This is a genomic window from Streptomyces sp. NPDC099050 (assembly GCF_044759865.1).
Taxonomy (GTDB): Bacteria; Actinomycetota; Actinomycetes; order Streptomycetales; family Streptomycetaceae; genus Streptomyces.
In genome coordinates, this window is the sequence record NZ_JBIWAE010000022.1 from 21,491 (window position 1) to 46,031 (window position 24,541).

The following is a 24,541-nucleotide window of genomic DNA, read 5'->3' on the forward strand; positions in this document are numbered from 1 at the left end:
CGCTGCCGCCCGCTGGAAAACCCCTCTCGACGGGACGTCGCAGAGAGGTTGAGGTCCAGGTCGGCGGGGTGAAGCGGAATATCGCATTCCTCTCCGCTCTCGTCGCCGCACTCATATCCATGGGGGCCTACAGCGCCGGCCTGGCAGCGCGCGGCGTGTACCCCTTCGGTGAGATCCCGCGCGCCACCAACGACCTGCGCCACCAGTACGTCCCGTTCCACACCCACCTCTGGGACCTCCTGCACGGCAAGGCCCAGGGCGACCTCCTCTTCAACTGGCAGAGCGGGTACGGGGTCGGATTCCTCGGCGACTTCTTCACCTATCTCGGCAATCCGTTCTCCCTGCTGGCCGGCCTTCTGCCCCGGGAGCACGCGGAACTCTCCGCCTACCTCGTCAGCCTCTGCAGCATCGGCCTCGCCGCCGCGCTGATGACCGTGTACCTGGGGCGCCTGCGCCCCGGCTCGCCCTGGCTGCGCTCCCTGATCGCCGTCGGCTACGCCGTCTGCGGCTGGGGAGTCGCCGAGGGCACCATCGTCCCGATGTGGACCTGGGGCCTGGTCGCGATACCGATGCTGGGGATAGCCGCCGACTGGTGTCTGACCGGTCGCCGCTGGGTCCTCGGCAGCCTCCTGTTCGCCCTGTGCTGGTACGCCAACTTCTACACCGCCGCCATGGCCACCATGGCCACCGCGCTCGTCTTCCTCGTGCGGCTCCTGCTCGCCGACACCGACCGGCGCACCCGCGGCCGGGCGCTGTGGCGGGCCGCCACCATGGCCGGCACCGGACTGCTCCTCGCCGCCCCCGCCATCCTGGTGTGCGCCCTCGCCAACAAGCGGGCCCAGCCCACCGAGCTGTACGTGGTCAGCGTGAAGACCGACCCGCTGACCTTCCTGTCGATGCTCATACCGGGGACCCACCCCCTGACGCCGGCGCCGAACGTCTACGCCGGGGTGCTCGTCCTCCTCCTCGTCCTGACCCTGCCCTTCCAGTCGAAGGTGCACGTCCGTGAACGCCTCGCCTGGCTCTCGCTCATCGCGCTGACCGGGCTCTCCTTCGTCTTCGTCCCGACCGCCAAGCTCTGGCAGGGCGGGGCCCTCCCGCACGGCGCCCCCTTCCGCGAGTCCTTCGTGTTCAGCGGCATGCTGGCGATGGCCGCCTGGATCTGCCTCGCCCACATGCCCCGGCCCCGGGCCCTGCTCGGCGGCGCCGGCCTGCTGGCCCTGCTCGTCGCGGCCACCTACGACTTCCCGGCGGTCAACCGGCACGCCCTCAAGGGCGTCCTGATCGGCGGCGCCGTCACCGCCGTCCTGCTCCTCTTCTACGCGCGCGGGCTGCGCCGCCCCCTGCGCATCGGGGTCATGCTGCTGCTGGCCTTCTCCGTCTTCGCCGGCACCACGTACACCGTCTACGGCAACGCCGTCGCCAACGACCCCCGCCGACGCGGGCCCAGCCGCCCCCAGACGATGACCGAGCTCGGCCGGAGCGCACAGGAGGCCCTGGAGGCACACCGGAACTGGCCCGCCACCCGCGCCGACGCCGGACCCGGGATCTTCGTCACCAACAACGACGCGATGCTGGTCGGCGGCCAGGGCGGCTCCTACTACAGCAGCTACGTCAGCGTGGAGACCGCGACCGCGCTGCGCGGACTCGGCCTCGGACAGGGGATGGGCGGCCGTCACCTGTGGCCCGCGAACGACCCGGTCCTGCGGGCCCTGCTCGGCGTCGGCACCGTCCTCGAACCGGCCGGCGCGGACCGCGTCACCGTGCGCACCCTGCCCGCCCCGCCGCTGGTCACCTTGCGTGCCACCGGCAGCGACCAGGCCTACGGGGCCCCCGAAGGCTCCGTCTGGGCCCGGCGCCAGGCCGCCCTCGGCGCCAAGGTCTACACCGTGCCCCCGCTCACCCGCGTCGGAGCTCCGGCCGCGCCCGCCCCGGCGCCCGGGAAGGGCTTCCCCCTGACCAAGGGCACGGGCGAGGGCCCGGAGAGCTGGGCCACCTTCACCGGGAAGTGCACCCCCGGCGCACGCGCCTTCGTCTACGCACCCGACCTGAACGCGACCGCCCGGGCCGAGGGCACCGGCCGCCGCGACAGCTTCTCCGCCAGGCCTCCCGCGGTCAGCGCTCCGCTCAAGGAACTGGGCAAGGCGGGGGCCGACGGCCGCTTCACCTTCTCCGTGCGCACCCCCAAGGACGGCCAGGTCCTGCCGCCCGACGCGCTCGGCTGCCTCGACCAGGCCGCCTTCGACGCGACCGTGACCCGTCTGAAGTCCGGCGGGGCCACCGAGGTCACGGCCGGCGGGCACACCGTCGAGGCCCGGCTCCCCAAGGGCTCGACCGGCACCGCGGTGCTGGCCACCACGGCGTCCCCCGGCTGGACCTGCTCGGTCGACGGCGGCCCGTCCCGCGCCCCGGTCTCGTACCAGGGCCTGCTCGGCATCCCCCTGGGATCCGGCGGCGCCGACCGGATGGCGTGCTCGTACACCCCCGAAGGACTCCGGCCCGGCCTGGGTGCCGCCGCGGCGGGCCTGCTGCTCATCGCGGGCGTCCTGGCCGGCACGCGGTGGCGGGCCCGCCGGCGCTGACCCCGGTCCCGACCGGCACGTCCCGCCACCGTGCCGGTCACGGTGGCGGGTTTCCTCAGCGCCCTGGGTCCGGGGGACTTGTGAGCGGGCTAGCGGTGAGCGGGCGGGCCGTGAGGGTGGCCGGCGTCGGACCGTCCGGACGCACCGTGATGCTGTAGGCGGCCTTGTCCGGGACGGACCGGAAGGCCGGCTCGTGTGCCGGCAGCAGGTGTTCCAGCAGTGCCGTCGACTCGCGCAGCGCGAACTGCAGCCCGAGGCAGGCGCGGGGGCCGATGCCGAAGGGCACGTATCCGCCCGGGACGGACGGCCGCCCGCCGGGAACGGTGAAGCGCAGCGGGTCGAAACGCTCGGGATCGGGCCACAGCACCGGGTCGCGGTGCGCGAGGTAGGGGCAGACGACCACGTCCGTTCCCGCCTCGACGGCGAAGCCCGCCAGGACGTCGTCCTCGACGGCGTGCCGGGGCAGGATCCAGGCGGACGGGTACAGCCGCAATGTCTCGCTGACCAGGGCCTGGATCGCCTCGCGGCGCTCGGCAGAGCCCTCGGGGCCCGCCGCCAGGGCCCATGCGCGGGCCTCCGGGTGGCGGTCGAGGAGCAAGTACAGCCAGGTCAGCGTGGTGGCCGTGGTCTCGTGCCCGGCGACCAGCAGCGTGACCAGCTCGTCGCGGATCAGCCGGTCGGTGTACTCGGGCCGCTCGGCGGACGCCTCCACCAGCAGGTGGAGCAGCCCCGGACCGTCGGGACCCGCGGAGCCCCGGCGGGCGGCGGCGATGGCGTGGTGGGCGACGGCGTCGATCCTGGCCAGATCGGCGGCGACCGCCTCCCCGGCGTCGGCGGAATCGGCGGGCAGCGTCGGCAGCGCCGCCACCACGGCCGCGACGGATCCCAGTTCGCGGTCGGTGTCCGCGTCCAGCGGATGGCCGGTCAGGGAGCGCCAGATGGTGTCGAGGGCGAAGCGCCGCATCTCCTCGCCGACGTCGAAGACCTCCCCGGTACGGGCGTACGCGGCCCAGCGCGCGGCGGCCGTCCGCGCGGCCCCGGCGATCCGCTGCTCGTAGCGGCGCATCCCGGTCCCGGTGAACTGTGACTGCAGGAGCCGCCGTTGCCGCTTCCACGCCTCGCCGGTCGCGGAGAGCACGCCCTCGCCGACCAGCAGCCGGGCGCGGTGCGAGCGCTTGACGTAGCGCTGCGGATGCAGGGCCAGCACGTGCTGGACCGCCGCCGGCCCGGTGACCAGCACGGTCGGCCGATCGCTCGGCCCGTTCTCGCGACCCCCGAGCCGGAACGCGCCGACCCCGCCGAGCCGTCCGCGGACCTCGGCCAGCAGCTCGACCAGCTGGCCCCCTCCCGCGCTCCACCGCGCCACGACGGCGGGGTCCAGCTCGGGGACCGGGGGACTGACGCGGCCCACGGGACCGGCTTCGATGGCCATCGGTGTTCCCCTGTTCGTCCGTCCGGCCGTTCGCCGGCCGGCTGCGTTCCGCCGGGTTCCGCCCGCTCCGGGCCCGCGGCAGCACGGACTGTACGGGACCGGGAACGGGCGGGGGTCGGCCTTCGGCCAGGCACCGCGCACCGTCCGTTCCCGGTCCCCGCGGCAGGCCCTACGCCGGGCGGGTGTACCTGCGGCCCGCCTCCGGGCCCGGGCGGGAGGCGGCCCGTTGGATGGGGGGTCCGGGGGATCGTGGTCAGGGGCCGGGGCGCGCGATCGGCAGTGGATCGGTTCCTGAGGAGTGACGATGGGTCCGTTCTCGTTCTCGTTCTCGGCGGACGCGGCACGGGACGCGCTGAACCGCACCCAGGCCGCGATGCTGCTGCCCGCGGTCCTCGTGGGCGCCGGAGCGGGACTGGGCGCGGTGGGCTTCCGCTGGCTCATCGAGGTCTTCACCAAGGCGCTGTCCGGCCACGACGACTACTCCGCCGCCGGCCACGCCGACAACCCGTACGTGCCCTGGCTCGGACCGTACTTCGTACTGCTCGCGCCCGTGGTCGCGGGAGCGCTCTACGGACCGCTGGTCTACCGCTACGCCAAGGAGGCGCGCGGCCACGGGGTGCCCGAGGTGATGTACGCGGTCGCCCGCCAGGGTGGCCGGATCCCGCCCCGGGTCGCGGTGGTGAAATCGCTCGCGTCCGCGCTGTGCATCGGCGGCGGCGGCTCCGTGGGCCGCGAAGGCCCCATCGTCCAGATCGGGGCCGCCCTCGGCTCCACCGCCGGAGCCCTCCTGCGCGTGCGCGAGGAACGGATGCGGCTGCTGGTCGCCTGCGGCGCGGCCGGTGGCATCGCCGCCACCTTCAACGCGCCCCTGGCCGGCGTCTTCTTCGCGATGGAACTGATCCTGCGCGATTTCACGGCCCGCGCCTTCGGCCTGGTGGCCGTCGCCTCGGTCACCGCCAGCGTGATCGGACGCGCGGCCCTGGGCGACCAGCGGTTCCTGGACCTGGTGCCGGTGAGCGCCGGCCACCTGGCCGCGTACGCCCTGTACGTCCTGCTCGGCGCGGCGGCCGGGGCCGTGGGCGTGCTCTTCAGCAAGGTGCTCTACGGGGTGGAAGACCTCTGCGACGCCGTCTGGCACGGCCGCCCGGAATGGCTCCGCCCGGCAGCCGGCGGCATCGTACTGGGGGCGATCCTGCTGGCCCTGCCGGAGATGTACGGGGTCGGTTATCCGGTCCTCGGCAAGGCCGCGGTGGGCGGGTACGCGATCGGATTCCTGTTCGTCCTGCTCGTCGGCAAGATCATCGCGTGCAGCGTCACCATCGGGATCGGCGGCTCGGGGGGAGTCTTCGCACCCAGCCTCTTCATCGGTGCCATGCTCGGCAGCGCCTTCGGGCAGACGATGGACGGCCTCGCACCCGGAGTGACCGGCTCGGCCACCACCTACGCCGTCATCGGGATGGGCGCGGTCTTCGCCGGATCGGCCCGCGCGCCGATCACCGCCGTCGTCATCATCTACGAACTGACCGGCGAGTACGGCATCATCCTGCCGCTGATGGCCGCCGTCGCCGTCGCCACCGGAGTCAGCCACGCGCTCAGCCGGGACACCGTCTACACGGCCAAACTCCGCCGCCGCGGAGTCGACCTGGACCTGACCGGCCCGGCCGCGGTCGAGGTCCGGACCGCCATGGGACCGCCACCGCCCGCGCTCGCGCCCGGCACCGGCCTGCGCGAGGCGATCACCGCGATGATCGAGGCGGGCGCCGGCCGCCTCCCGCTCGTCGACCGGCACGGCCACTACGCGGGTTCGGTCGGCGCGCCCGCGCTCTCCCGTGCCCTGCACGGAGGCCTCTCCGAGAACACGCCCGTCGAAACGCTACGGGACCACCCGCCGGCCCTGCTCGCCGGCCAGTCCCTCCAGGAGGCACTGCCGCTGCTCGCCGCCGGCGAGGGCGACGGACTCCCGGTCCTGGACGAGGAACGGCTCCGCCTCCTGGGCTGGGTCTCCCACCGCTCGGCCCTGCTGGCCCTGTACCCGCCCTCCCGGCCCGTCCCCTGACCCCGGATCAGACGGGCGGGGAGAGCTGGGCGCGCACCCATGCGGGATCGGGGTTGGTGTGGGGCCGGCCGGCCACGATGACCGTGGGTACGGTCTCGTTGCCGTCGTTGGCCTCCCTCGCCGCCGCGGCCCCGGCCGGGTCGCGCCAGATGTCGACCCAGTGCAGCCGGCGGGCGCTGCGGCCGAGCCTTGCGCGCAGCCGTATGCAGTACTGGCATCCGGGCCGCCACAGGACGACCGGCCGGCCGTCGGCCGCGCTGCGGCGCCGTGCCTCCAGCAGGGTGACCGGCCTCGGGAAGACGAGGGGCGAGTGCACGCCCGCGAGTACCAGAAACATCAGCAGGAGCACGACGGCGGTGGCGGGGCCGCCCGTGAACACCGACCCCGCCGCGAAGGCAGAGCCGCAGAGCAGGAGCAGCAGGGGCAACTTCCAGGCGCGTGTCATGGTGCCGCAGGCTATCGACGCGTCGCACCGCTCCTCGAACCGGGTCGCCCCGGCCGGGAGGTTCACCGGAGGGACACGTCGACGGACGCGCCTCGCTCCCCACCGGGCGGCAGGCGCTCGCGCACCCGGCGGATGATCTCGGCGCGCTGGCCGGACCGGAGCCCGCCCAGGGCATGCGTGGCCTCCCCACGCGGCGCCACCCATGGCGTGGACGCCCAGACCCGGCTGGTCCGGGCGTTCGCTGACGGCCGGCGGCCGGCCGTGCGCGCCGGCGCCCCAGGCGTAGATGCGGGACACGGCCTCGACCTGCGCCTCGGTGAGCGGCCGGGTGGCGAAACCGGAGGTCTCGGCCGAGGCCCACCCCCCGTTGCCCTCCACCTGGGCCCAGGCCCGGTCCAGTACGGACACGTACTGCTCCGTCTCCCCGTCCCGGGAGACCCAGAAGTGCGAGGAGGCCTTGATCCCGGGGGTGTTGAACCGCTCGTACAAAGAGCCCTCGCCCTCATGGACATGGAGCACGAGCCCGCGCTGCGCGTCGCGGCCGCCGTGGACGAAGTTGCGCTCCAGCGGGACCTTCGCCACCCCCGGCATCCATCCGGAGGCGGGGGGAGCGGTGACCGACGCGGTGGGCGGTCCCGCCCCCGGCCGCGGTCGTCCTCGGCGCTTCCGGCGCCGCCGGGCCGGGCGGCCAGCAGGGAAGCCGCGGTCGCGGTGAGGAACCCGGCGCCGCCGCCGGCGGGCAGGCGCCGCCTCGACGGAGGCGGGGGGTGGGGGCGGGGGTGGGGGGCGGGGGGTGCTGGGGTGCATGAGCGGTGTCCGGTTCCGGGTGGTGCTTCCCGTGGGGGGGAACGGCGATTCAACGGGGCGCTCATGATGAGGACGTGATCGCTTGATGATCGTTCGATGACGGGTCCCGGCTCCGGCCCGGGCCCGGCCGGGCGGATTGTGACCAATTGGTCATCCAGTGCGCATCACCTGCGCATACGGGGCACGGAGACTGACGGCTGATCCAGAACGGCACGAGCAAGGCGGTGTACGGCATGACGGCGGTACCGGTGGAGGGCGAGACGCCCGGCGCGACGAGGGACGAGCACCAGGCGAGGACGCCGGGACCGCACGATGCGCAGACACCGACTCCCGCCCCCCGGCCGGGCCGGGAGCCCGCGCCGACGCTGGACCCGCGCACCGCGGGGGCGCCGGGGGCGGCGCCCGCGAAGACGGCGTCGCCCGCTGAGGCGCCTGCGGCCCTTTCCGGGCCGGCGCCCGGGTCCGTGGCCGCGTCCGTGGCCGACGCTGAGACCGCGCCCGCGTCTGCGCTGTCGGCCGAGGTCAAGCCCGGGCTCGCGGTTCCTGTCGAACCCGAACCCGAACCCGAACCCGAACCTGCGTCGGCTTCCGCTCCCGCCCCTGGCGCTGGCCCTGGCCCTGGCCCTGGGCCTGCGGCCAGGGCTGTGCCCGCGTCTGCTGCCGAAGCTGAGACTGCTCCCGCTCCGACTCCGGATCCCGCTGCCGCACTTGGGGTTGGGCCTGCGGCTGTGGCCGAGCCTGCATCTGCTCCCGCTCCCGCTCCGGATCCTGCTCCCGCACTTGGGGTTGGGCCTGCGGCTGTGGCCGAGGCTGCGTCTGCTCCGGCTCCCGGACCTGCTCCGGCCCCGGCCCCGGCTCCCGGGCTCGGGGCAGGGCCTGCGGTTGAGGGCGGGTCCGGGCCCGCCTCTGCCGAAGCTGCGACTGTGTCTGCTCCCGGATCAGCGGCCGGGCTCGGGGCAGAGCCTGCGGCCGAGGCCGGACACGCGTTCGCCGTCCCTCCTGAGACTGAGTCCGCCGCCGGGCCCGAGTCTGGGGACGCTGCTGTCCAGGGGCGCGTCTCGTGGCCGGGGGCCGATACGGGGTCGGACGCGGTGGCGGGCGGCGGTCCCGATGCCGGTCGTCCTGTTCTCCCTCCTGAGTCGGACTCCGAGAAGACGAGCAAGTTCATCGCGCTCAAGCCGCTGGACGAGGCCCCCTCGGCGTCGGCATCGGTGCCGAAGTGGGCGTCGGCGCCAGGGGCTCCGGCTCCGCGAGGGGCACTGGGGGTGGACCCCGGGCAGGGGGCCAACCCGGCTCCGGGACGGGCTCCGAGTGGGGGAAGGGCCCCGGTCGCCGGCCCCGCTCCGGCTCCGGGTGGTGTTCCGGTGCCGGGAGGCGTTCCGGCTGCGGCAAGGGCACCGGGTGGTGGCTCCGTGATGGGGACGGCCCCGGCTCCGGGCACCGCTCCTGCCCCGGGGACCACCACCGCTCCGGCGACGGATGCGACGGATGCGGCGTCGGGAAGGGGCCCGGGCTTCGCCCCCGGGCAGGGGACCGTCTCCATCCCCGAGGGGACCACCGAGCAGCCGCTGCCCGCGCTCGATCTGCTCGCGGACCTCACCAATACCTCACCGCCGCCCGCGACCCCCGGCCGGACGGTGGCCCGCCGGGTCCGGATCTGGGTTCCGCCGCTGCTCCTGCTGGTCGCCGTACTGGCCGTCGTACAGGCACTGCGGCCGCTCCCCGACGCCGTTCTCACCAGTGGGGGCGCCGCGGCCTCCGTCACCCTCGACGGCCGTTTCGACGTGCCCTGGCCGGAGAAGGGCCAGGCCGCCGTACGGATCGGCGGCGCGGGCGACGTAGGGACGTTCGGGGAGCAGAAGCCCGTGCCCACGGCCAGCGTCGCCAAGGTCATGACGGCCTACGTGATCCTCAAGGGCCACCCGCTGAAGAAGGACGAGGCTGGCCCGCAGATCGAGGTGGACGCCAAGGCCGTCACGGAGGGCGCCTCTAAGAGCGAATCGCGCATCACGGGGCTGACGGCCGGCACCCGCTTCTCCCAGCAGAACTTGCTGAAGATGCTGATGATCCCCTCGGGGAACAACATCGCCCGCCTACTAGCCCGTTGGGACACCGGAAGCGACTCCGAGGCTGCGTTCGTGGAGAAGATGAACGCCGAGGCCAAGGCGCTCGGCATGACCTCCACCACGTACACCGACCCGAGCGGGCTCGACGCCAAGACCGTGAGCACCGCCGCAGATCAGCTGAAACTGGCCGAGGAGGTCATGAAGTCCGACGCGTTCCGGGCGATCGTCAGGCTGCCCGAGGCGACCGTCCCCGGCCTGAGTGAGCCGCTGATCAACAACAACGGCGACCTGCTCATCGACGAACTCAGTGTCAGTGGCATCAAGACCGGCTCCAGTTCGGCGGCCGGCGGCGCGCTGATGTGGGCGGCGTACAAGACGGTGGGCGACAAGACCCCGCTGATCCTCGGCACGATGCTCGACCAGCACGTCACCGGCGCCGACCCCGATGGCGCCAACAGCCTGAAACTGGTCAAGAAGAACAGCAAGAAGGTCATCGAGGCCGTCCGCACGGCACTGACCTCGGCCGGCGCGGTCAAGAAGGGCCAGGTCGTCGGCTACGTGGACGACGGGCTCGGTACCCGGACCCCGGTGGTGGCCACCCGCGACACGGCCGCCGTCGCCGTGCCGGGCCAGCGGCTCGACCTGCGCCTGGCCATCGACGGCGACGGCCTCCCCACGCACGCGCCGGCCGGCAGCGAGATCGGGACCCTGACCATCGGCACCGGCCCGGGCGCCCCCACGGTCCCCATGGCCCTCCAGACGGACCTGTCCGAACCGTCCCTCGGCGCGAAACTCCTCCGCCTCGGCTAGGGCGTGCCCGGGAGGCGGACCGTTACTGCGAGGCCGCCGGCCGGGCGGGGGGCGAGGTCGAGGGTGCCGGCGTGGGCGCGGACGATGCTGTGCACGATGGCCAGGCCGAGGCCGGCGCCGGCGTGCTCGTCGGTGCGTACGCGTTCCGTCGCGCGGCGGAAGGGTTCGGTGAGCGTCGGGACCAGTTCCGGTGCGATCAGGGGGCCCGTGTTCTCGACCCGCAGCACGCTCGTGCCGTCGTGCTCCTCGGTGTGGACCGTCACGGTCCCGCCGGTGGGGAGGTTGTGGACGACGGCGTTCTGGACGAGGTTCGTCACCATCCGCAGCAGGAGTTCCGCGGAGCCTTCGGTCCGGGCCGTCCCGCCGGTGACGTCGAGGGTGATCCGGCGCTGCTCGGCGAGGGGGAGCAGGGTTTCTGCGGCCTCCTCGGCGAGGAGGGAGAGGTCGACGCCCTCGCGCGCGAAGTCCGCGCGGTCGCCGTGGCTGAGCAGCAGGAGGGCCTCGGTGAGGTCGATCGCCCGCGCGTTCACGACGTGCAGGCGTTCGATGAGCTCGCCCCGGTCGAGGGTCGGGTCCTTGCGGGCCACGTCGAGGAGCGTCCGGGAGATGGCCAGGGGGGTGCGCAGCTCGTGGGAGGCGTTCGCCGCGAACCGCTGCTGCTCGGCCACGTGGAACTCCAGCTGTTCGAGCATCGAGTCGAACGCGTCGGAGAGTTCACGGAATTCGTCCTGGCGGCCCGTCATGTGGATCCGGTGGGACAGCGACCGGTTTTCGGCCGTCCGCGCCGCATCCGTGATCCGGGTGAGGGGCGCGAGCATCCGCCCGGCGAGGATCCAGCCGCCCACGAGGCCGAGCACCAGCAGGAACGCCAGTACCGCGGCCGCCCTCGGAGCGAAGACGCGCAGGAGGTTTGACCGGATGGGGAAGACGCCGTTGGCGGGCACCTCGGCGGACACGATGAGCGCGCGGTCGGGGACGTAGCGCAGGAGGAACAGCCACACCGCCGCGAGCAGCAGGAGGCCGGCGACCATGAGGAATCCGGCGTAGCTGAGGGTGAGTTTGGAGCGAACGCTCCAGCCGGGGGCTCTCTTGGCCACTCGATGTACGACCTGGTGCACGACCCGATGCGCGACCCCGTTCACGATGTGCTCCCGGTCTCCGGCCGGGTGTCGATGCGGTAGCCGACGCCGGGCACCGTGGCGATGATCCACGGCTCGCCGAGCCGTTTGCGCAGGGCCGAGACGGTGATGCGCACGGCATTGGTGAGGGGATCCGCGTTCTCGTCCCAGGCCCGTTCCAGCAGTTCTTCGGCGCTGACGACCCCGCCCTCGGCGGCCACGAGGACCTCCAGCACGGCGAACTGCTTGCGGGTGAGCGCGACGTAGCGTCCGTCGCGGAAGACCTCCCGGCGGAAGGGGTCGAGACGTAGGCCCGCGATCTCGCGGACCGGGGGCCGGGCGTACGCGCGCCTGCGGTCGAGCGCCCGCAGCCGCAGGACCAGCTCCCGCAGCTCGAACGGCTTGGTGAGGTAGTCGTCGGCGCCGAGCCCGAACCCGGACGCCTTGTCGTCGATCCGGTCGGCAGCGGTGAGCATGAGGATCGGGATGCCGCTGCCGGAGGCCACGATGCGGCGCGCGACCTCGTCGCCGGAGGGGCCGGGGATATCGCGGTCGAGGATCGCGAGGTCGTAGGAGTTGACGCCCAGCAACTCCAGGGCGGTGTCGCCGTCGCCGGCGATGTCGGCGGCGATAGCTTCCAGCCGCAGGCCGTCACGGACGGCCTCGGCCAGGTAGGGCTCGTCCTCGACGATCAGTACGCGCATGCCCGAAGCCTAGACACCGGGACATATCGCCGTCGTATGCGTATGCGTATGCGTATGCGTATGCGTACGCGTCGTCTGCGTCGTACGCGCGGCGCGCATCGGGTACGGGTGTCAGCCCGCCGGAGTCAGGACGGGCTCGGGCCGGTCCGACGGCGCCGGTGCGGCGGTGCGCCACCAGCGGCGCGACGCGAGCGCGGCCAGGGCCGCGCCGGTGGCGTTGACCAGGACGTCGTCCACGGAGGAGACCCGGTCCAGTCGCAGGACGTACTGCGCCACTTCGATCAGGACCGAGCAGCCCGCCCCGAGGGCCAGCACCCTCGGCACGGAGGCCAGTGCCGCCCACCGCATCGGGGCGAAGAACCCCAGCGAAGCGAAGACCAGCAGGTTGCCGCCGATCCCGAGCGGCCCCATCGTGACCAGGTCCCGCAGCGGTACCAGGCTGAACCGGCCGGGGACGACCCCGGCCCCGGACCCCGGCATCATGGTCATCCACACGAACGGCAGCGTCCCGAGCACCATGCCGACCTCGGCCAGCGAGATCCGCCACGCCGATGCGATGCCCGCGGCACGCCGACGGCGCGCCAGGGCCCACACCACCAGCAGGGCCGGCGGCACGGCGACGAGGGTCATGAGCACCACGCCGTTGAACGTGTCGAAGCACCCGTGCCACTGCCCGGCCATGCACCTCGGAGCAGCCATCAGGAGCATCCCCCGAGCGGCGTACAGGACGCTCGCCACGCCGAGGGCCGCCAGGCCGAGGAGCACGACCCGGCGCGTGCGGCGGGGCGTTGGCGGCGGGGATGCGTTGTGGTTCATGTTCTCAGGGGACTCGGTGGGCCGTTGCGAGGGCGTATGCGATTTTCGATACGTCGGCGATACGCGCGATCCGTGCGATACGCGCGAGCACGCGATCCCTGCATCAGCGCACCGCGGCCGACGGCGGTACCTCGAGGACGAAGAACAGGAAACAGGGCGTGCTCGCGAGGTCGTGGAAGCCGTCGGGGAACAGCTCACGGGCAGCCGGGTCCGGCTGCGGTTCGCTGATGACGGAGAGCCGGAACCCGGCGGCGGTGAAGGCCTCGGTCATCGCGTGCAGGGACTTGCGCCAGAACGTCATCGGGACGGACGTCCCGTTGAAGGTCCAGTCGAAGGAGTAGCTGCCGGCCGCGAAGTAGTCGGGGCGGGGCTCCTGGATCGTGTAGGCCACGAAGGGGTGGTCCACGGACGCGATCAGACGACCGCCGGGCCTGAGGACGCGCCGCAACTCGGCCAGCGTCGGGCCCCAGTCCTCCAGGTAGTGCAGCACCAGCGACGCGACCACGTCGTCGAAGGCGCCGTCGGCGAACGGCAGGCGGTCACGCAGGTCGACCAGGTGCAGGGCAGCGTCGTCACCGAGCCGCCGCCTGGCCAGCGCCAGCATGCCGGCGCTGGAGTCGACGCCGGTGACGACCGCACCGCGATCGCGCAGGGCAGCGGTGAGGGGGCCGGAGCCACACCCCGCGTCCAGGATCCGGCGGCCGGCCACGTCCGCCGCGAGGGCCAGCATCGCGGGCCGCTCGTAGAAGGCGTTCACGAGGCTGCTCTCGTTCTCCGCCGCGTACGCCTCGGCGAAGCCGTCGTAATGGTTCGCCCGGCCCTGGCCCCGGTCCTGGCCCTGATCCTGACCTAGATGCTGATCACGCTCCATCGCCGCAGCCTAGTAGTCACATGATCTACGGGGATAGGGGGATAGGGGATAGGGGGTCATGGAGCCGGCCAGGGCGTCCACCCGCTCCACTCGGGAACGGCTTCGCGCGCCGCGAGCCAGGAGGCCGGGACGCCGCCGGTGCCGGTGCGCGCCGCGACGACCCCGCCCGCGATCGCGCACGTGGTGTCGCGGTCGCCCCAGCCGCCGACGGTCTGCCACAAGGCTTCCGGCAGGTCGTCCAAGTGCCCCGCGGCGGACCACAGGGCGAACGGCACGGTGTCGGGGGCCGAGATCCGCCATCCCGAGCCCAGGACGGACGCGGCACGGCCCACCGGCGTACCGGCGGGGAGGTCCGCGGCCACCCGCAGCCCGGAGCCGACCTCGCTGTCCGGCACGTACCCGGCGACCTCCCGGAGGAACTCCGCGCGGACCGGGGCGTCGTGGCCCGTGCTCGCCGCCGCCAGCGCGGCGGCCACCGCCACGGCGACGGCTCCCGCGACCGCCTCGGGGTGGGCGTGCGTGGCCGTCGCGGACAGCCGGGCCTGGCCGGCGGCCTCCTCCGGATCGCCCCCGAACCAGGCCCCGAGCGGCGCGACCCGCATCGCGGCGCCGTTGCCGTAGGAACCCTGGCCGTCGAACTGCCCGGTGGTGACACTCCGCCAGTCCTCGCCCGCGCCGATCCGTTCCAGCACCTCGTGCATGGACGCTCCGTACTTGCGCCCCGAATCCCGGGCGTACTCGGCGGCGAACTCACGCGCCAGAGCGCCGGGCCGGACCTCCCCGTGAACCGTGAGATGGGCGAAGAGGACGAACGCCATGGCAGAGTCGTCCGTCCACCGCCACGGGGTGGGCCGGAGCGTGCGGGCCGCCCACTGCTCCTCGACGTTATCGCCGGAGAGCGTGAACCAGCTGTCGCCGAAGGCATCGCCGGTCACCAGCCCGTCCAGGGAGGCGCGGGCGGAACGGGCGTACGGCGGGCTGTTCATCGGAGGTCCTTCGAACGTCGGACTGGCCGGGCCATCCTCGCCGTCCGCCACCGCCGTGCGCGAGCCGATTAAGGCGCGTCCCCTCGGGGCCCGTCTCGGGCGGGGCCCGTCTCAGGGCCCTTCGACGATCACCCCGGTGTTCTGGCAGGCGGTCAGCAGCCAGCGGTCGTCCGGCTGCTTCGAGATGACGTACAGGGGGGCGCCCTCGCTCTCCTCGCCCGGGGAGAGGTAGCGCTGGCGGACCTTGACGGCCGCGACGTCGGGGCGGATGAAGAGCACGTGGACCACCTCGTAGGTGACCTGGCCGTCCCAGTTCGCCGCCGGCAGGACCTTGCGTGTGAACTCGGAGATCGCGTCCAGACCGATGAGCACCTTGCCGTGTGCCGTCGTCCAGATCGCGTCGGGGTGGAAGAGGCCGAGGAACTCCTCGGGGTCCTTGGTCCGCTGGGAGTGCTCGACGGTGGCGACGAGCCGGCCGATCGCTTCGATGTCCGCCGCGCGGGACGGTGATTCCGTGGTCATGAGGATCATGGTCACACCTCAAGGGCGGTTGAGGTCAAGCGTGTTGCGGTACGAAGTGCCCCGGTGGCCGGATCACGCATCGCCTACGCATCGCCTACGGATCGTCTGCGGATCCCCTACGGGCTGGTGATCGGAGACACGGCCACGCAGCCGCCGGCCATGGCGGCCTCGCCCGTGGCCTCCTTGATGACCTTGCCCTTGTAGATGACCTTGCAGATGAGGTCGGCGGTGTTGTCGACCGAGCTGGGGGAGACCGCCGGGGGCATGATGCCGCGCAGCGTGACCGTCTTCGTCCACGTGGCGCCGGGCTGCTCGACGGTCACGAGGTTCGGCGCGGTGGCCGTGCCGCCTCCGTCGTGGAAGGAGACGGAGTCGACGGTCTTGCCGGTGACCTCGTAGGTGACCTCATAGGTCTCGTTCACCGCCTTGTCGACCTGCTCCACGGCCTTGTCGGTCGTGGCGGCGGAGCAGCCGGCGGCGGCGAGCGCCAGGCCGGCCAGGGCGAGGGCGGAGTGAGTGGTGGCGGAGGATTTGCGCATGACTGGAGGGTAAAGTTAAAGAATTCGTAAAGTCAATTCTGTTTAAGTATGCGGGGGTCGTCTAGGGAGAATGGGCACATAGCGGCGTTTGCTAAGCGGAAATGGTGGGGTTGGCTACGCCGACTTGCAGCTGCTTCCGGCGGCGTCCGGTGTGAAGGACTTCGCGAGGGTGGCGTCCAGGGTGAGGCCGGTGCCGGTGGTCCGGGCGCCGGTGAAGCTGACCCCTTCGGGCAGATCGCCGACCTCCACGGTCCGGGGCGCGAGCCGCTCGGCCAGGCCGCCCGCTCCGGGCAGCCCGCTCACGGTGGCTATCGGCAGTTCGCGGCCCAGTACGGTGACCGTGTCCGGGGTGATCGTGAGACCGCTCGCCGTGGTGCTGGTGCTCGCGTGCACCGTGACGGGGAGGCCCAGGCCGCCCACGATCCCGGTGAGGGTGAGGCCCTTCGCGTCGCCGCCCACCTTCAGGCCCTCGACGCCCGCGGCGGCTTCCCCCGAGTCGGCCAGGCGCTTCTGCAGGGCTTCGTAAGGGATGGTGACCGTCGCCCGGCCGCCGCTCATGCCGCCGTCGCGCGTGACGTCGTACAGGTCGGCCTTGACGTCCACGTCCATGTCCACGCCGGCGCGTCGTACGTCCTCGGCCGCCAGGTGTACGGAGCCCACCTGGCCGGTCAGCGCGCGGAGTCCGGCGAAGGCGCCGGAGAGTTCCGCGGTGACGGGTCCGCGGGCCTGGAGGCGGCAGCCCGCCGCCCGTGCGATGCGGTCCTGGGCGGTGTGCTCGACCGCGAGGTCGGCGACGAAGGTGCCGATCAGGGCGGTGGTCATGCCCACGGCGACGAGGACGGGGGTGCGTCGGAGCTTCATGGTGCGGCGGATCCGATCTGCTTCAGCATTCCGAAGGCCTCCAGCAGGAGGGCGGAGGGCGGGGTGTCGGTGAGGGTGCCGTTCGCGCGGCGCCGGCGCTGGGTGCGCAGGACGGCGCGGACGGCGGACAGGGCGGCGCCCGCGATCACCCCCGCCCGCAGATCGGCCTCGGGGGTGTCGGCGGGGAGCCGGTTCAGCACGATGAGCGTGAGCCGGTTCTCGAATTCGGCGAAGAGCTGCACGAGTTGGGCGGCCACCACGCGCTCGTCACCCGCGATGGCCACGGAGTGGGTCAGGGCGGTGAGGCTGGACGCGGCGAACGGGGCCACCGCGGAGATCAGGGCGTTGCAGACCGCGTCGAGCGGGTCCTCGTGCGGCGGGCGCCGGGCCAGCTCGGCCTCGACGTACGCGAACAGGTCGACGCTGTCGGGCAGGAGCAGCGCTTCCTTGCTGTCGAAGTAGCGGAAGAAGGTCCGCTCGGAGACGTTCGCGCAGGCGGCGATGTCCGCGACCGTGGTGCCCGCGAAACCGTGCTCGGCGAACAGTGCGGCGGCGCCCTCGCGCAGCAGGGTGCGCGTCCGCTCCTTCTTCCGCTCGCGCAGGCCGTGCTCGCGGCCGTGCTCGGACGGAGCCGCCTCCGGCTCGAAGTCGGGCGGGGGCGCGGAGACGGGCGCGGCCGGATCGTGGTTCACCGTCGAAGCCTAGCGATGGCGTCACCCCCGTCAATCGGCAGGACTGACAATTGTCAGTCATGCCATTTTCTGCCAAGGTGTTTCGTGTCAGTCCTGACACGTCTTCGGCCTGTCGATGGACTACGAGATCTTCCTGCTCTCCGCCATCGCCGGTTCCTGGCACCGCACCGGCGACAACACCCTCGCCGTCGGTACGGGCCTGGCGGCCACCGGCCGGGTCATCTCCAGTGCGGCGCTCATCATGACCGCGGTCTTCCTGTCCTTCGCGGCTTCGCCCACGGTTGTGGTGAAGATGCTCGCGGTGGGCCTGGCGGTCAGCGTGATCCTGGACGCCACCGTGGTGCGGCTGGTGCTGGTCCCGTCGGCGATGTTCCTGATGGGCCGGGCGCCAACCGGTGGCTGCCGCCCTTCCTGGACCGGCTGCTGCCGCGGCCGGACGACGGGGAACGGCCGGACGCGTCGCAGGAGCCGGGCGCGGCACGGGCCGGAGCGGGGGCGGGGGCCGGGATCGGAGCCTGACCGGCGGCCGGAGCCTGACCGGCGGCCGGAGCCGCAGCCGGACCGGCCGCCGCGGCCGTGGGCACGGGCAGCGGTCGCGGTGAGGCATGATCGGGGGATGTCTGATCGCATCATCGCCGCCTGCGACGGGGCGGCCAAGGGAAATCCCGGGCCGGCCGCCTGGGCCTGGGTCATCGCCGACGTCCACGGGCACCCCGAGCGCTGGGAGGCCGGGCCGCTCGGCCGGGCCACCAACAACGTGGGTGAACTCACCGCTCTGCAGCGGCTGCTGGAGGCCCTGGCCCCCGGCACGGCCGTGCAGGTGCGGATGGACTCCCAGTACGCCATGAAGGCCGTGACCCAGTGGCTCCCGAACTGGAAGCGCAACGGCTGGAAGAACGCCGCGGGCAAGCCGGTGGCCAACCGCGAGCTCGTCGAGAGCATCGACGCCCTGCTGACCGACCGGGACGTGGAGTTCCGCTACGTCCCCGCGCACCGCGAGGACGGTGACCACCTGAACGCCATCGCCGACCAGGCGGCCAGCGACGCGGCCGTGAGCCAGGAGCCGGCCGGTACCGCGCTGGGGCACGCGTCCATGCCCGTTCCGGCGCCGGCCCGCAGCACCCCGGCCCGCAGCACCTCGACCCGCAGCGCCTCCGCCCGCCGTACGAGCGGAACAGCCGCGGCGGGCACGGGTGCGACGGGCGCCAGGGCCGGTACGGCAGGCCGGGGCGGGGTGACCATCAAGGCCAAGTTCCCCGGCACTTGTCCGTGCGGGAAGCAGTACGGGGCGGGGGAGAAGATCAGCAAGCTCGGCTCGCGCTGGGGCCACCCCGACTGCGGTGGCGCCGGCGACACGGACGCCGGATAGCGTCACCGGCCGGGTCAGCCGGCCAGGGTCCCGGTGATCGTGGCCACTGTGCAATCCTTTCGTTCGAAAGGAAACGGAAGTTTTCGCTTGCGCGCGCTACCCTGACCATGACCAGGGACGCAGTCGAGGGGAGCTCCACCGTGCACGCAGAGGAACGACAGCAGGCGATCCTGCGACGGGTCCGCGAAGCGGGATCGATGCGCGTCACGGATTTCGCGGCGGAGCTCGGCGTGTCCGTGGTGACGGTGCGCAAGGACGTAGAAGTCCTGGCGGAGCGAGGCCTGCTGGCGCGGGTGCACGGCGGCGCGATGCTGCCCGAGGACTGGGCGGAGACCGCCCCCGTGACCGCCGCGCCGGCGGCGGCCCGCGCCGGCTCGGCCGCTCCCGGAGCCGCTCAGGGAGCCGGGGCCGCAGCCGGAGCCGGCCGGTCGCTGGTCCTCGGGCTGATCGTGCCCTCGTCCGCCTACTACTACCCCGAGGTGATCAAGGGTGCCCGGGAAGCGGCGGACGCCCTCGGGGTGCGGCTGACCCTCGCCGTGTCCACGTACGACGTGGACACCGAGAAGACACAGGCCGCGCGGATGGTCGCGGACGGCGTAGACGGGCTGCTGCTCGCGCCCTCCGCCGGCGACGGCAAACCGGGCGGCCAGTGGTACGAGGAGCTCGGCGTGCCCGTCGTCCTGATCGAGCGCCGCCCCGAACAGCAGGCCTCCGCCGCCGAGCACGTCGGCACGGACCACGGGTACGGAGCCAGGCTGGCGGTGCGCCACCTCCTGGACACGGGGCGCCGCAGGATCGCCCTCGTGATGCGCGGCGGGACCCCCACCGCACCGGGGATCAAGGAGGGTTACGACGCGGCGATGGCCGAGGCGGGCCCCGACGCCGCCGGGCACGCGCTCTTCCTCGACCTCGCGGAGTACGGTGCGGGCGAGGCCGCCTACGAAGAGGTGATGGCGGCCTTCGTGGAAGCGGTGCGGGAGGGTCGCGTCGATGCCGCCCTGGTCCATCCCGACCACGAGGCCATGGTGCTGATGCAGCGGCTGCGCGGCGCCTCGCTGTCCGTGCCGGGCGATGTCGCGCTGGTCTCGTACGACGACGAGGTGGCCTCCCTGGCGGACCTGCCGCTGAGTGCGGTGGCGCCTTCGAAGCACGAAGTCGGGGTCACGGGGGTGGAGTTGCTCGTACGAAGGCTGCGCGAGCCGGGTCGGCCCCGACGGCGGATCGCCATCCTTCCGGAGCTCAGGGTGCGCGCTTCGAGCGAGGCCTAACCGTTACTTCGTTTTTCTTTCTCAAGCTTTCCTTTTCTATTGACTCGCTTCTCCTCTGGCCGAATGATGTGCATCACCTCGCCGCATCGACGGCTCGCACCTGAGGAGCAGAGCAGTGAAGCTCACTTCCCGTACCTCCCGCGCCGCCCTCGCCGCCTTCTCGCTGGCCCTGTTCGCCACTGCCTGCGGTGGGAGCGAGGGCGCCGCGCCCAAGGCCGACGCCGCCCCCAAAGAGCCGGTCAACCTGACCTACTGGGGCTGGACCGGCGGTGCCCAGCAGGTGGTGGACGCGTTCAACGCGTCCCACCCGAACATCAAGGTCACCTTCTCGGCCATCACCGGCGGACCGGACGGGTACGCCAAGATCAGCAACGCGATCAAGGCCGGGAACGCTCCCGACGTCGCGGGCATCGAATACCCGACCCTCCCGGAGTTCGTCAGCCAGGGATATCTGGCGGACATCACCACCCCGGCCGGCGCCACCGTGAAGGCGAAGTTCCCCCAGGGCATCCAGGACCGGGTGACCCTCGGCGGCAAGACCTGGGCCGTGCCGTACGACGCCACGCCCAACCTCCTCTACTACCGCAAGGACCTCTTCAAGAACGCGGGCGTCGAAGTCCCCAAGACCTGGGACGAGTACAAGGCGGCCGCCGAGAAGATCAAGGCCTCCGACAAGAACGTGCGCATCGGCGGCTGGGGCAACGACGACGCGCCCCTGCTCGCGGCGCTCTCCTGGCAGGCCGGTGCCAAGTGGTACGGCACCGAGGGCGACGGTTGGAAGGTCGGCATCAACGACGCCCCCTCGCAGAAGGTGGCCTCGTACTGGCAGGGCCTGGTCAAGGACGACCTGGTGATGAACCTGAAGATCAACGGCCCGGAGTTCGCGAAGGCCAAGGCCGACGGGGTCATGGCCAGCTTCATCGGCGCCTCGTGGAGCGCGGGCGGCACGATGACGACTCTGGCCAAGGACTCGGGCAAGTGGGGCGTCGCCCCGCTACCGCACTGGGGCACCCCGGCCACCGGCATGTTCGGCGGCACCAGCTACGCCGTCACCAAGGGCAGCAAGCACGTCAAGGAAGCGGCGGAGTTCGCCACGTGGGCGGCGACCAGCCCCGAAGGCGTCAAGGCCCGCCTCAGCAGCCTGAAGGCGCCGAGCAGCAGCCTGCCGGCCAGCCCCGAGCTCCGTCCGATCGCCGCCGCGTCCTTCGACGACAAGGGCTTCTTCGGTGGCGACAAGGTCTACGAGATCTCCGGAGCGCAGGTCGACACCATCGTCCCGGGATGGGTCTGGGGCCCGGTGCAGACGGCCACCAACACCGCCATCCAGGACGCCGCCCTCAAGAGCACCCTGAACGACGGACTCGCGGCCGGTCAGAAGGCCGCCGAGGAGGCCATCAAGGGCCGGGGGCTCAACCTCGTGAAGTAGGGCGCCGCGGCGGGGCCCGAAGCCTTCCCGGCGCCCGGGCCCCGCGCGCCCCGCCCCGTCTCCTTCCGGAGCCCTTTCCGCAGCCCCTTTCCGCAGCCCCTTCCGAAGCCCCTTCCGAATCCCCTTCCCGTCCGTTCCTCCGTAGCGCACCCACCAAGGAGATCCGGTGGCAGCACCCCTCACTCGTTCAGCGCGCGGCACCGCGCCCGGGGGCCGGCCAGGCCAGGGCAGGGCGGTGCTGGTCTTCCTCGGCCCGTTCTTCCTGCTCTTCACCGCGGTCCTGATCCTGCCCGTCGCGTACGCGCTCTGGATGAGCTTCTTCACCGAGCAGTCCTCCGGTCTCGGATTCGGCGGCACCGAACGGGTCTTCAGCGGGCTCGGGAACTACACCAAGGCGTTCGGTGACCACGGCTTCACCTCCTCCTTCCTGCACGTGGCCGCGTACTGCGCCGTCTACATCCCCGTGATGATCGGCTCGGCGCTCGCCCTGGCCCTGCTCGTCGACTCGGCCGCGGCCAGGGCCAAGCGCCTCGTACAGTTCGCCGTCTTCATGCCGCACGCCGTGCCCGGACTGATCGCGGCCATCGTCTGGATCTACCTCTACACCCCCGGCCTGAGCCCGGTCCTGGACTGGATCGAAGCGGCGGGCGGCCACTGGGACTTCTTCGCCCCGGGCAGCGTCCTGCCCTCGCTGGTGAACGTCGCGGCCTGGCAGTGGATCGGCTACAACATGATCATTTTCTTCGCCGCGCTCCAGGCCGTGCCCCGCGAGGTCATCGAAGCGGGCGTCATGGACGGCGCGGGTGAACTGCGCATAGCCCTGCGGATCAAACTGCCGATGATCCGCTCCGCCGTCTTCCTCACCCTCCTGTTCACCTGTGTCGGCGTGGTCCAGATCTTCGGCGAGCCGATGCTCCTCTCGAAGCGGGCCGGCTCGATGGGCTCGGACTGGTCCCCGATGATGTTCATCTACAAGGCGGCCTTCGAACGGCACGACTACGGCCTCGCCTCCTCCGCCTCGCTCATCGTGGCCCTCGTCGCCGGCACCCTCTCCTACGTCGTCACCCGGATCGGAAAGCGAGGTGACTCGGCATGAGCACCCAGACCGCCCCCTCGGCCCGGGCCGAGACCGCGCCCGGCGGCGCGCCGGCGCCCGCACCCGGAGCCCCGGCCGCCCGGCAGGCCGAACGGAAGCCGGCCGGGAGGCGGCGCCGGACCGGCGCCCTGGCCTCCAAGGCCGCGGTCAATGCCGTGCTCTTGATGGCGGTCCTCTACACCCTGATGCCGCTGACCTGGCTGCTGATCGCCGCCACCAAGAGCCATGCCGACCTCTTCGGGACGGCAGGCTTCGCCTTCGGAGATTTCCACTTCTTCGACAATCTCCGGGCCGTCTTCACGTATGGCGACGGCATCTTCGGCCGCTGGATGCTCAACAGCCTTCTCTACTCCGTCGTCGGCTCACTGGCGTCCTCGCTGATCAGCGTCGCCGCCGGCTACTGCTTCGACAAGTACGAGTTCCGCGGCAAGGGCGCGCTCTTCGGCCTGGTCCTGACGGGCACGCTCGTGCCCACCGTCATCATCAGCCTCCCGCAGTACCTCCTCGCCTCCGAGGTCGGGATCGTCAACACCTACTGGTCGGTCCTCATCCCGGCGCTCGTGAACCCCTTCGGCGTGTACCTGGCCCGGGTCTTCTCCGAGGGCTACGTCCCCGGTGAGGTCCTCGAAGCCGCCCGCATCGACGGAGCGAGCGAGCTGCGCGTCTTTCGGTCGATCTCCCTGCCGATGCTGATGCCGGGCTTCGTCACCCTCTTCCTCTTCTCCTTCACCGGGAGTTGGAACAACTTCTTCGGTCCGCTGGTCATGCTCAACGACCAGAACCTGTATCCGGCGGTGCTCGGCATCTACAGCTGGAACCAAGTCGTTCTCGAGCGACCGGAGTTCTATTCCCTGGCGATCACCGGATCTCTGGTGGCCGTGGTCCCGCTCGCCCTCGCCTTCGTCGGACTGCAGCGGTTCTGGCGCTCCGGACTCTCGGCGGGAGCGGTCAAGTGACGAACCTCGATTCGGCCCGCGACCCCGATCCGGCCCGCGGCCTCGACCCGGCCGGCAATCCCGACCCGAACCACGCACCCGGCGGGCCCCGCAAGCCCCGCACCCTCCTCGTCATGAGCCCGGAGACGAAGGCGGCCCTGCTCGACGCGCCCGCCCTCACCCGGCTCGCCGCCACCGCGCTCCTGGACCCCGCGCACCTGGTGACCGACTTCGCCTCCGCCGATCCCGCGCGGCTGCGCGAAGCGGAGGTCCTGCTCACCGGCTGGGGCTGCCCGCCCCTCACCGAGCAGGCCCTCGAACTCCTCTCGTCCCTGCGCGCGGTGGTGCACACCGCCGGAACCGTGAAGGGGCTGATGACGGACGCGGCCTGGCGGCGCGGGCTGACCGTCACCAGCGCCGCCGAGGCCAACGCCCGGCCCGTCGCCGAGTTCACCGTCGCCGCGATCGTCTTCGCCAACAAGCGCGTCCTCACCACCGCCCGGGCCTACCGGGAGGCCCGCACGCAGCTCAACCCGCTCACCCTGTACCCCGGGATCGGCAACTACGGCAGGACCGTCGGCATCATCGGCGCCTCGCGCATCGGCCGCAGGGTCATCGAGATGCTGCACTCCTACGACGCCCACGTACTGGTCCACGACCCGTACCTGGACGGGGACGAAGCCAGGGCCCTGGGGGTCGAGCCCGTCGACCTCGACGAACTGATGGGCCGCAGCGACGTGGTGACCGTGCACGCGCCCGAGACCGCCGAGACCCGCCACCTCGTCGACGCCCGCCGCCTCGCCCTCATGCGCGACGGCGCGACCCTCGTCAACACCGCTCGCGGAACGCTCGTCGACACCGGGGCGCTCACCGCGGAGCTGGTCTCCGGCCGGCTGCACGCCGTCCTCGACGTCACCCACCCCGACGTCCTGCCGGCCGCGTCACCGCTCTACGACCTGCCGAACGTGCTGCTCACTCCGCACATCGCCGGATCCCTCGGCAACGAGCTCGGACGGCTCGTGGCCTGCGCGGCCGAGGAGTTGGAGCGGTACGCCCGAGGAATGCCCTTCGCCTACGCCGTCCACCCGGCGAGCCTGGCCCACTCGGCCTGAGCGCCCCCGCCTCCGCGGCCCTCGCCTC

General features: G+C 72.4%; 20 protein-coding genes and 2 pseudogenes. 10 read left to right on the forward strand and 12 right to left on the reverse strand.

What is annotated here, in order from left to right:
- Positions 1-119 precede the first annotated feature (119 nt).
- The gene (locus ACIQV3_RS30655; protein ID WP_403717592.1) at positions 120-2,582 is read left to right on the forward strand and encodes a YfhO family protein; all 2,463 of its coding nucleotides are present in this window, start codon (positions 120-122) and stop codon (positions 2,580-2,582) included.
- A gap of 55 nt (positions 2,583-2,637) precedes the next feature.
- On the opposite strand, the gene ACIQV3_RS30660 is transcribed toward ACIQV3_RS30655, so the two are convergent.
- On the reverse strand, positions 2,638-4,014 hold the full coding sequence (locus ACIQV3_RS30660; RefSeq protein ID WP_403717595.1) for a cytochrome P450: 1,377 nt from the start codon (positions 4,012-4,014) through the stop codon (positions 2,638-2,640).
- A gap of 373 nt (positions 4,015-4,387) precedes the next feature.
- On the opposite strand from ACIQV3_RS30660, the gene ACIQV3_RS30665 reads away from it, so the two are divergent.
- A complete protein-coding gene (locus ACIQV3_RS30665; protein WP_403717837.1) occupies positions 4,388-6,070 on the forward strand; it encodes a chloride channel protein in 1,683 nt (560 codons plus the stop codon).
- 7 nt (positions 6,071-6,077) lie between these two features.
- Here ACIQV3_RS30665 and ACIQV3_RS30670 read toward each other — a convergent pair whose 3' ends face one another.
- Positions 6,078-6,515, reverse strand: coding sequence for a glutaredoxin domain-containing protein (locus ACIQV3_RS30670; protein ID WP_403717839.1), 438 nt, complete (start codon positions 6,513-6,515; stop codon positions 6,078-6,080).
- 177 nt (positions 6,516-6,692) lie between these two features.
- Positions 6,693-7,322 (reverse strand): annotated as a pseudogene (locus tag ACIQV3_RS30675) (N-acetylmuramoyl-L-alanine amidase); the annotation flags it as partial.
- 1,415 nt (positions 7,323-8,737) lie between these two features.
- On the opposite strand from ACIQV3_RS30675, the gene ACIQV3_RS30680 reads away from it, so the two are divergent.
- The gene (locus tag ACIQV3_RS30680) at positions 8,738-10,198 is read left to right on the forward strand and encodes a D-alanyl-D-alanine carboxypeptidase family protein (protein ID WP_403717598.1); all 1,461 of its coding nucleotides are present in this window, start codon (positions 8,738-8,740) and stop codon (positions 10,196-10,198) included.
- Here the strand turns inward: ACIQV3_RS30680 and ACIQV3_RS30685 are convergent.
- The 9 genes from ACIQV3_RS30685 to ACIQV3_RS30725 all read right to left on the reverse strand — a co-directional run bounded on the left by ACIQV3_RS30685 (position 10,195) and on the right by ACIQV3_RS30725 (position 17,307).
- Positions 10,195-11,229: a sensor histidine kinase gene (locus ACIQV3_RS30685; protein ID WP_403717841.1), complete on the reverse strand. Its 1,035-nt coding sequence runs from the start codon at positions 11,227-11,229 to the stop codon at positions 10,195-10,197. The genes ACIQV3_RS30680 and ACIQV3_RS30685 overlap by 4 nt on opposite strands.
- A 107-nt stretch (positions 11,230-11,336) precedes the next feature.
- The gene (locus ACIQV3_RS30690; protein WP_403717601.1) at positions 11,337-12,020 is read right to left on the reverse strand and encodes a response regulator transcription factor; all 684 of its coding nucleotides are present in this window, start codon (positions 12,018-12,020) and stop codon (positions 11,337-11,339) included.
- Between the two features lie 111 nt (positions 12,021-12,131).
- Positions 12,132-12,836: a VanZ family protein gene (locus ACIQV3_RS30695; RefSeq protein WP_403717603.1), complete on the reverse strand. Its 705-nt coding sequence runs from the start codon at positions 12,834-12,836 to the stop codon at positions 12,132-12,134.
- Positions 12,837-12,939: 103 nt separating this feature from the next.
- Complete coding sequence (locus ACIQV3_RS30700; RefSeq protein WP_403717606.1) at positions 12,940-13,707, reverse strand: class I SAM-dependent methyltransferase; 768 nt, start codon at positions 13,705-13,707, stop codon at positions 12,940-12,942.
- 56 nt (positions 13,708-13,763) lie between these two features.
- Entirely contained in the window at positions 13,764-14,693 is a 930-nt protein-coding gene (locus ACIQV3_RS30705) for an ADP-ribosylglycohydrolase family protein (protein ID WP_403717608.1), read from the reverse strand.
- A 111-nt stretch (positions 14,694-14,804) separates the two neighbouring features.
- Positions 14,805-15,224, reverse strand: coding sequence for an SgcJ/EcaC family oxidoreductase (locus tag ACIQV3_RS30710; protein WP_403717610.1), 420 nt, complete (start codon positions 15,222-15,224; stop codon positions 14,805-14,807).
- Positions 15,225-15,331: 107 nt separating this feature from the next.
- Positions 15,332-15,754 carry a hypothetical protein gene (locus ACIQV3_RS30715; RefSeq protein WP_403717612.1) on the reverse strand — a complete coding sequence of 141 codons (423 nt, stop codon included), beginning with the start codon at positions 15,752-15,754 and terminating at the stop codon, positions 15,332-15,334.
- Between the two features lie 114 nt (positions 15,755-15,868).
- A complete protein-coding gene (locus ACIQV3_RS30720; RefSeq protein ID WP_403717614.1) occupies positions 15,869-16,615 on the reverse strand; it encodes a DUF2993 domain-containing protein in 747 nt (248 codons plus the stop codon).
- Positions 16,612-17,307, reverse strand: a complete 696-nt coding sequence (locus ACIQV3_RS30725; protein WP_403717616.1) for a TetR/AcrR family transcriptional regulator — start codon at positions 17,305-17,307, stop codon at positions 16,612-16,614. Before ACIQV3_RS30725 ends, ACIQV3_RS30720 begins: the two co-directional genes overlap by 4 nt.
- Before the next feature lie 109 nt (positions 17,308-17,416).
- On the opposite strand from ACIQV3_RS30725, the pseudogene ACIQV3_RS30730 reads away from it, so the two are divergent.
- From ACIQV3_RS30730 to ACIQV3_RS30760, 7 genes and pseudogenes are all read left to right on the forward strand, one after another.
- Positions 17,417-17,683, forward strand: a pseudogene (locus ACIQV3_RS30730) (MMPL family transporter); the annotation flags it as partial.
- Between the two features lie 240 nt (positions 17,684-17,923).
- Positions 17,924-18,676: a ribonuclease H gene (locus tag ACIQV3_RS30735; RefSeq protein WP_403717844.1), complete on the forward strand. Its 753-nt coding sequence runs from the start codon at positions 17,924-17,926 to the stop codon at positions 18,674-18,676.
- Positions 18,677-18,783: 107 nt separating this feature from the next.
- The gene (locus ACIQV3_RS30740) at positions 18,784-19,944 is read left to right on the forward strand and encodes a substrate-binding domain-containing protein (protein WP_403717618.1); all 1,161 of its coding nucleotides are present in this window, start codon (positions 18,784-18,786) and stop codon (positions 19,942-19,944) included.
- A 115-nt stretch (positions 19,945-20,059) separates the two neighbouring features.
- Positions 20,060-21,370 carry an ABC transporter substrate-binding protein gene (locus ACIQV3_RS30745; RefSeq protein ID WP_403717620.1) on the forward strand — a complete coding sequence of 437 codons (1,311 nt, stop codon included), beginning with the start codon at positions 20,060-20,062 and terminating at the stop codon, positions 21,368-21,370.
- A gap of 166 nt (positions 21,371-21,536) precedes the next feature.
- Positions 21,537-22,466 (forward strand): carbohydrate ABC transporter permease, encoded by a 930-nt coding sequence (locus ACIQV3_RS30750; RefSeq protein ID WP_403717623.1) that lies wholly within the window; start codon positions 21,537-21,539, stop codon positions 22,464-22,466.
- On the forward strand, positions 22,463-23,422 hold the full coding sequence (locus ACIQV3_RS30755; RefSeq protein ID WP_403717625.1) for a carbohydrate ABC transporter permease: 960 nt from the start codon (positions 22,463-22,465) through the stop codon (positions 23,420-23,422). The genes ACIQV3_RS30750 and ACIQV3_RS30755 overlap by 4 nt, the downstream gene beginning before the upstream one ends.
- A 113-nt stretch (positions 23,423-23,535) precedes the next feature.
- Positions 23,536-24,513, forward strand: coding sequence for a hydroxyacid dehydrogenase (locus ACIQV3_RS30760; RefSeq protein WP_403717846.1), 978 nt, complete (start codon positions 23,536-23,538; stop codon positions 24,511-24,513).
- The last annotated feature ends 28 nt before the right edge of the window (positions 24,514-24,541 follow it).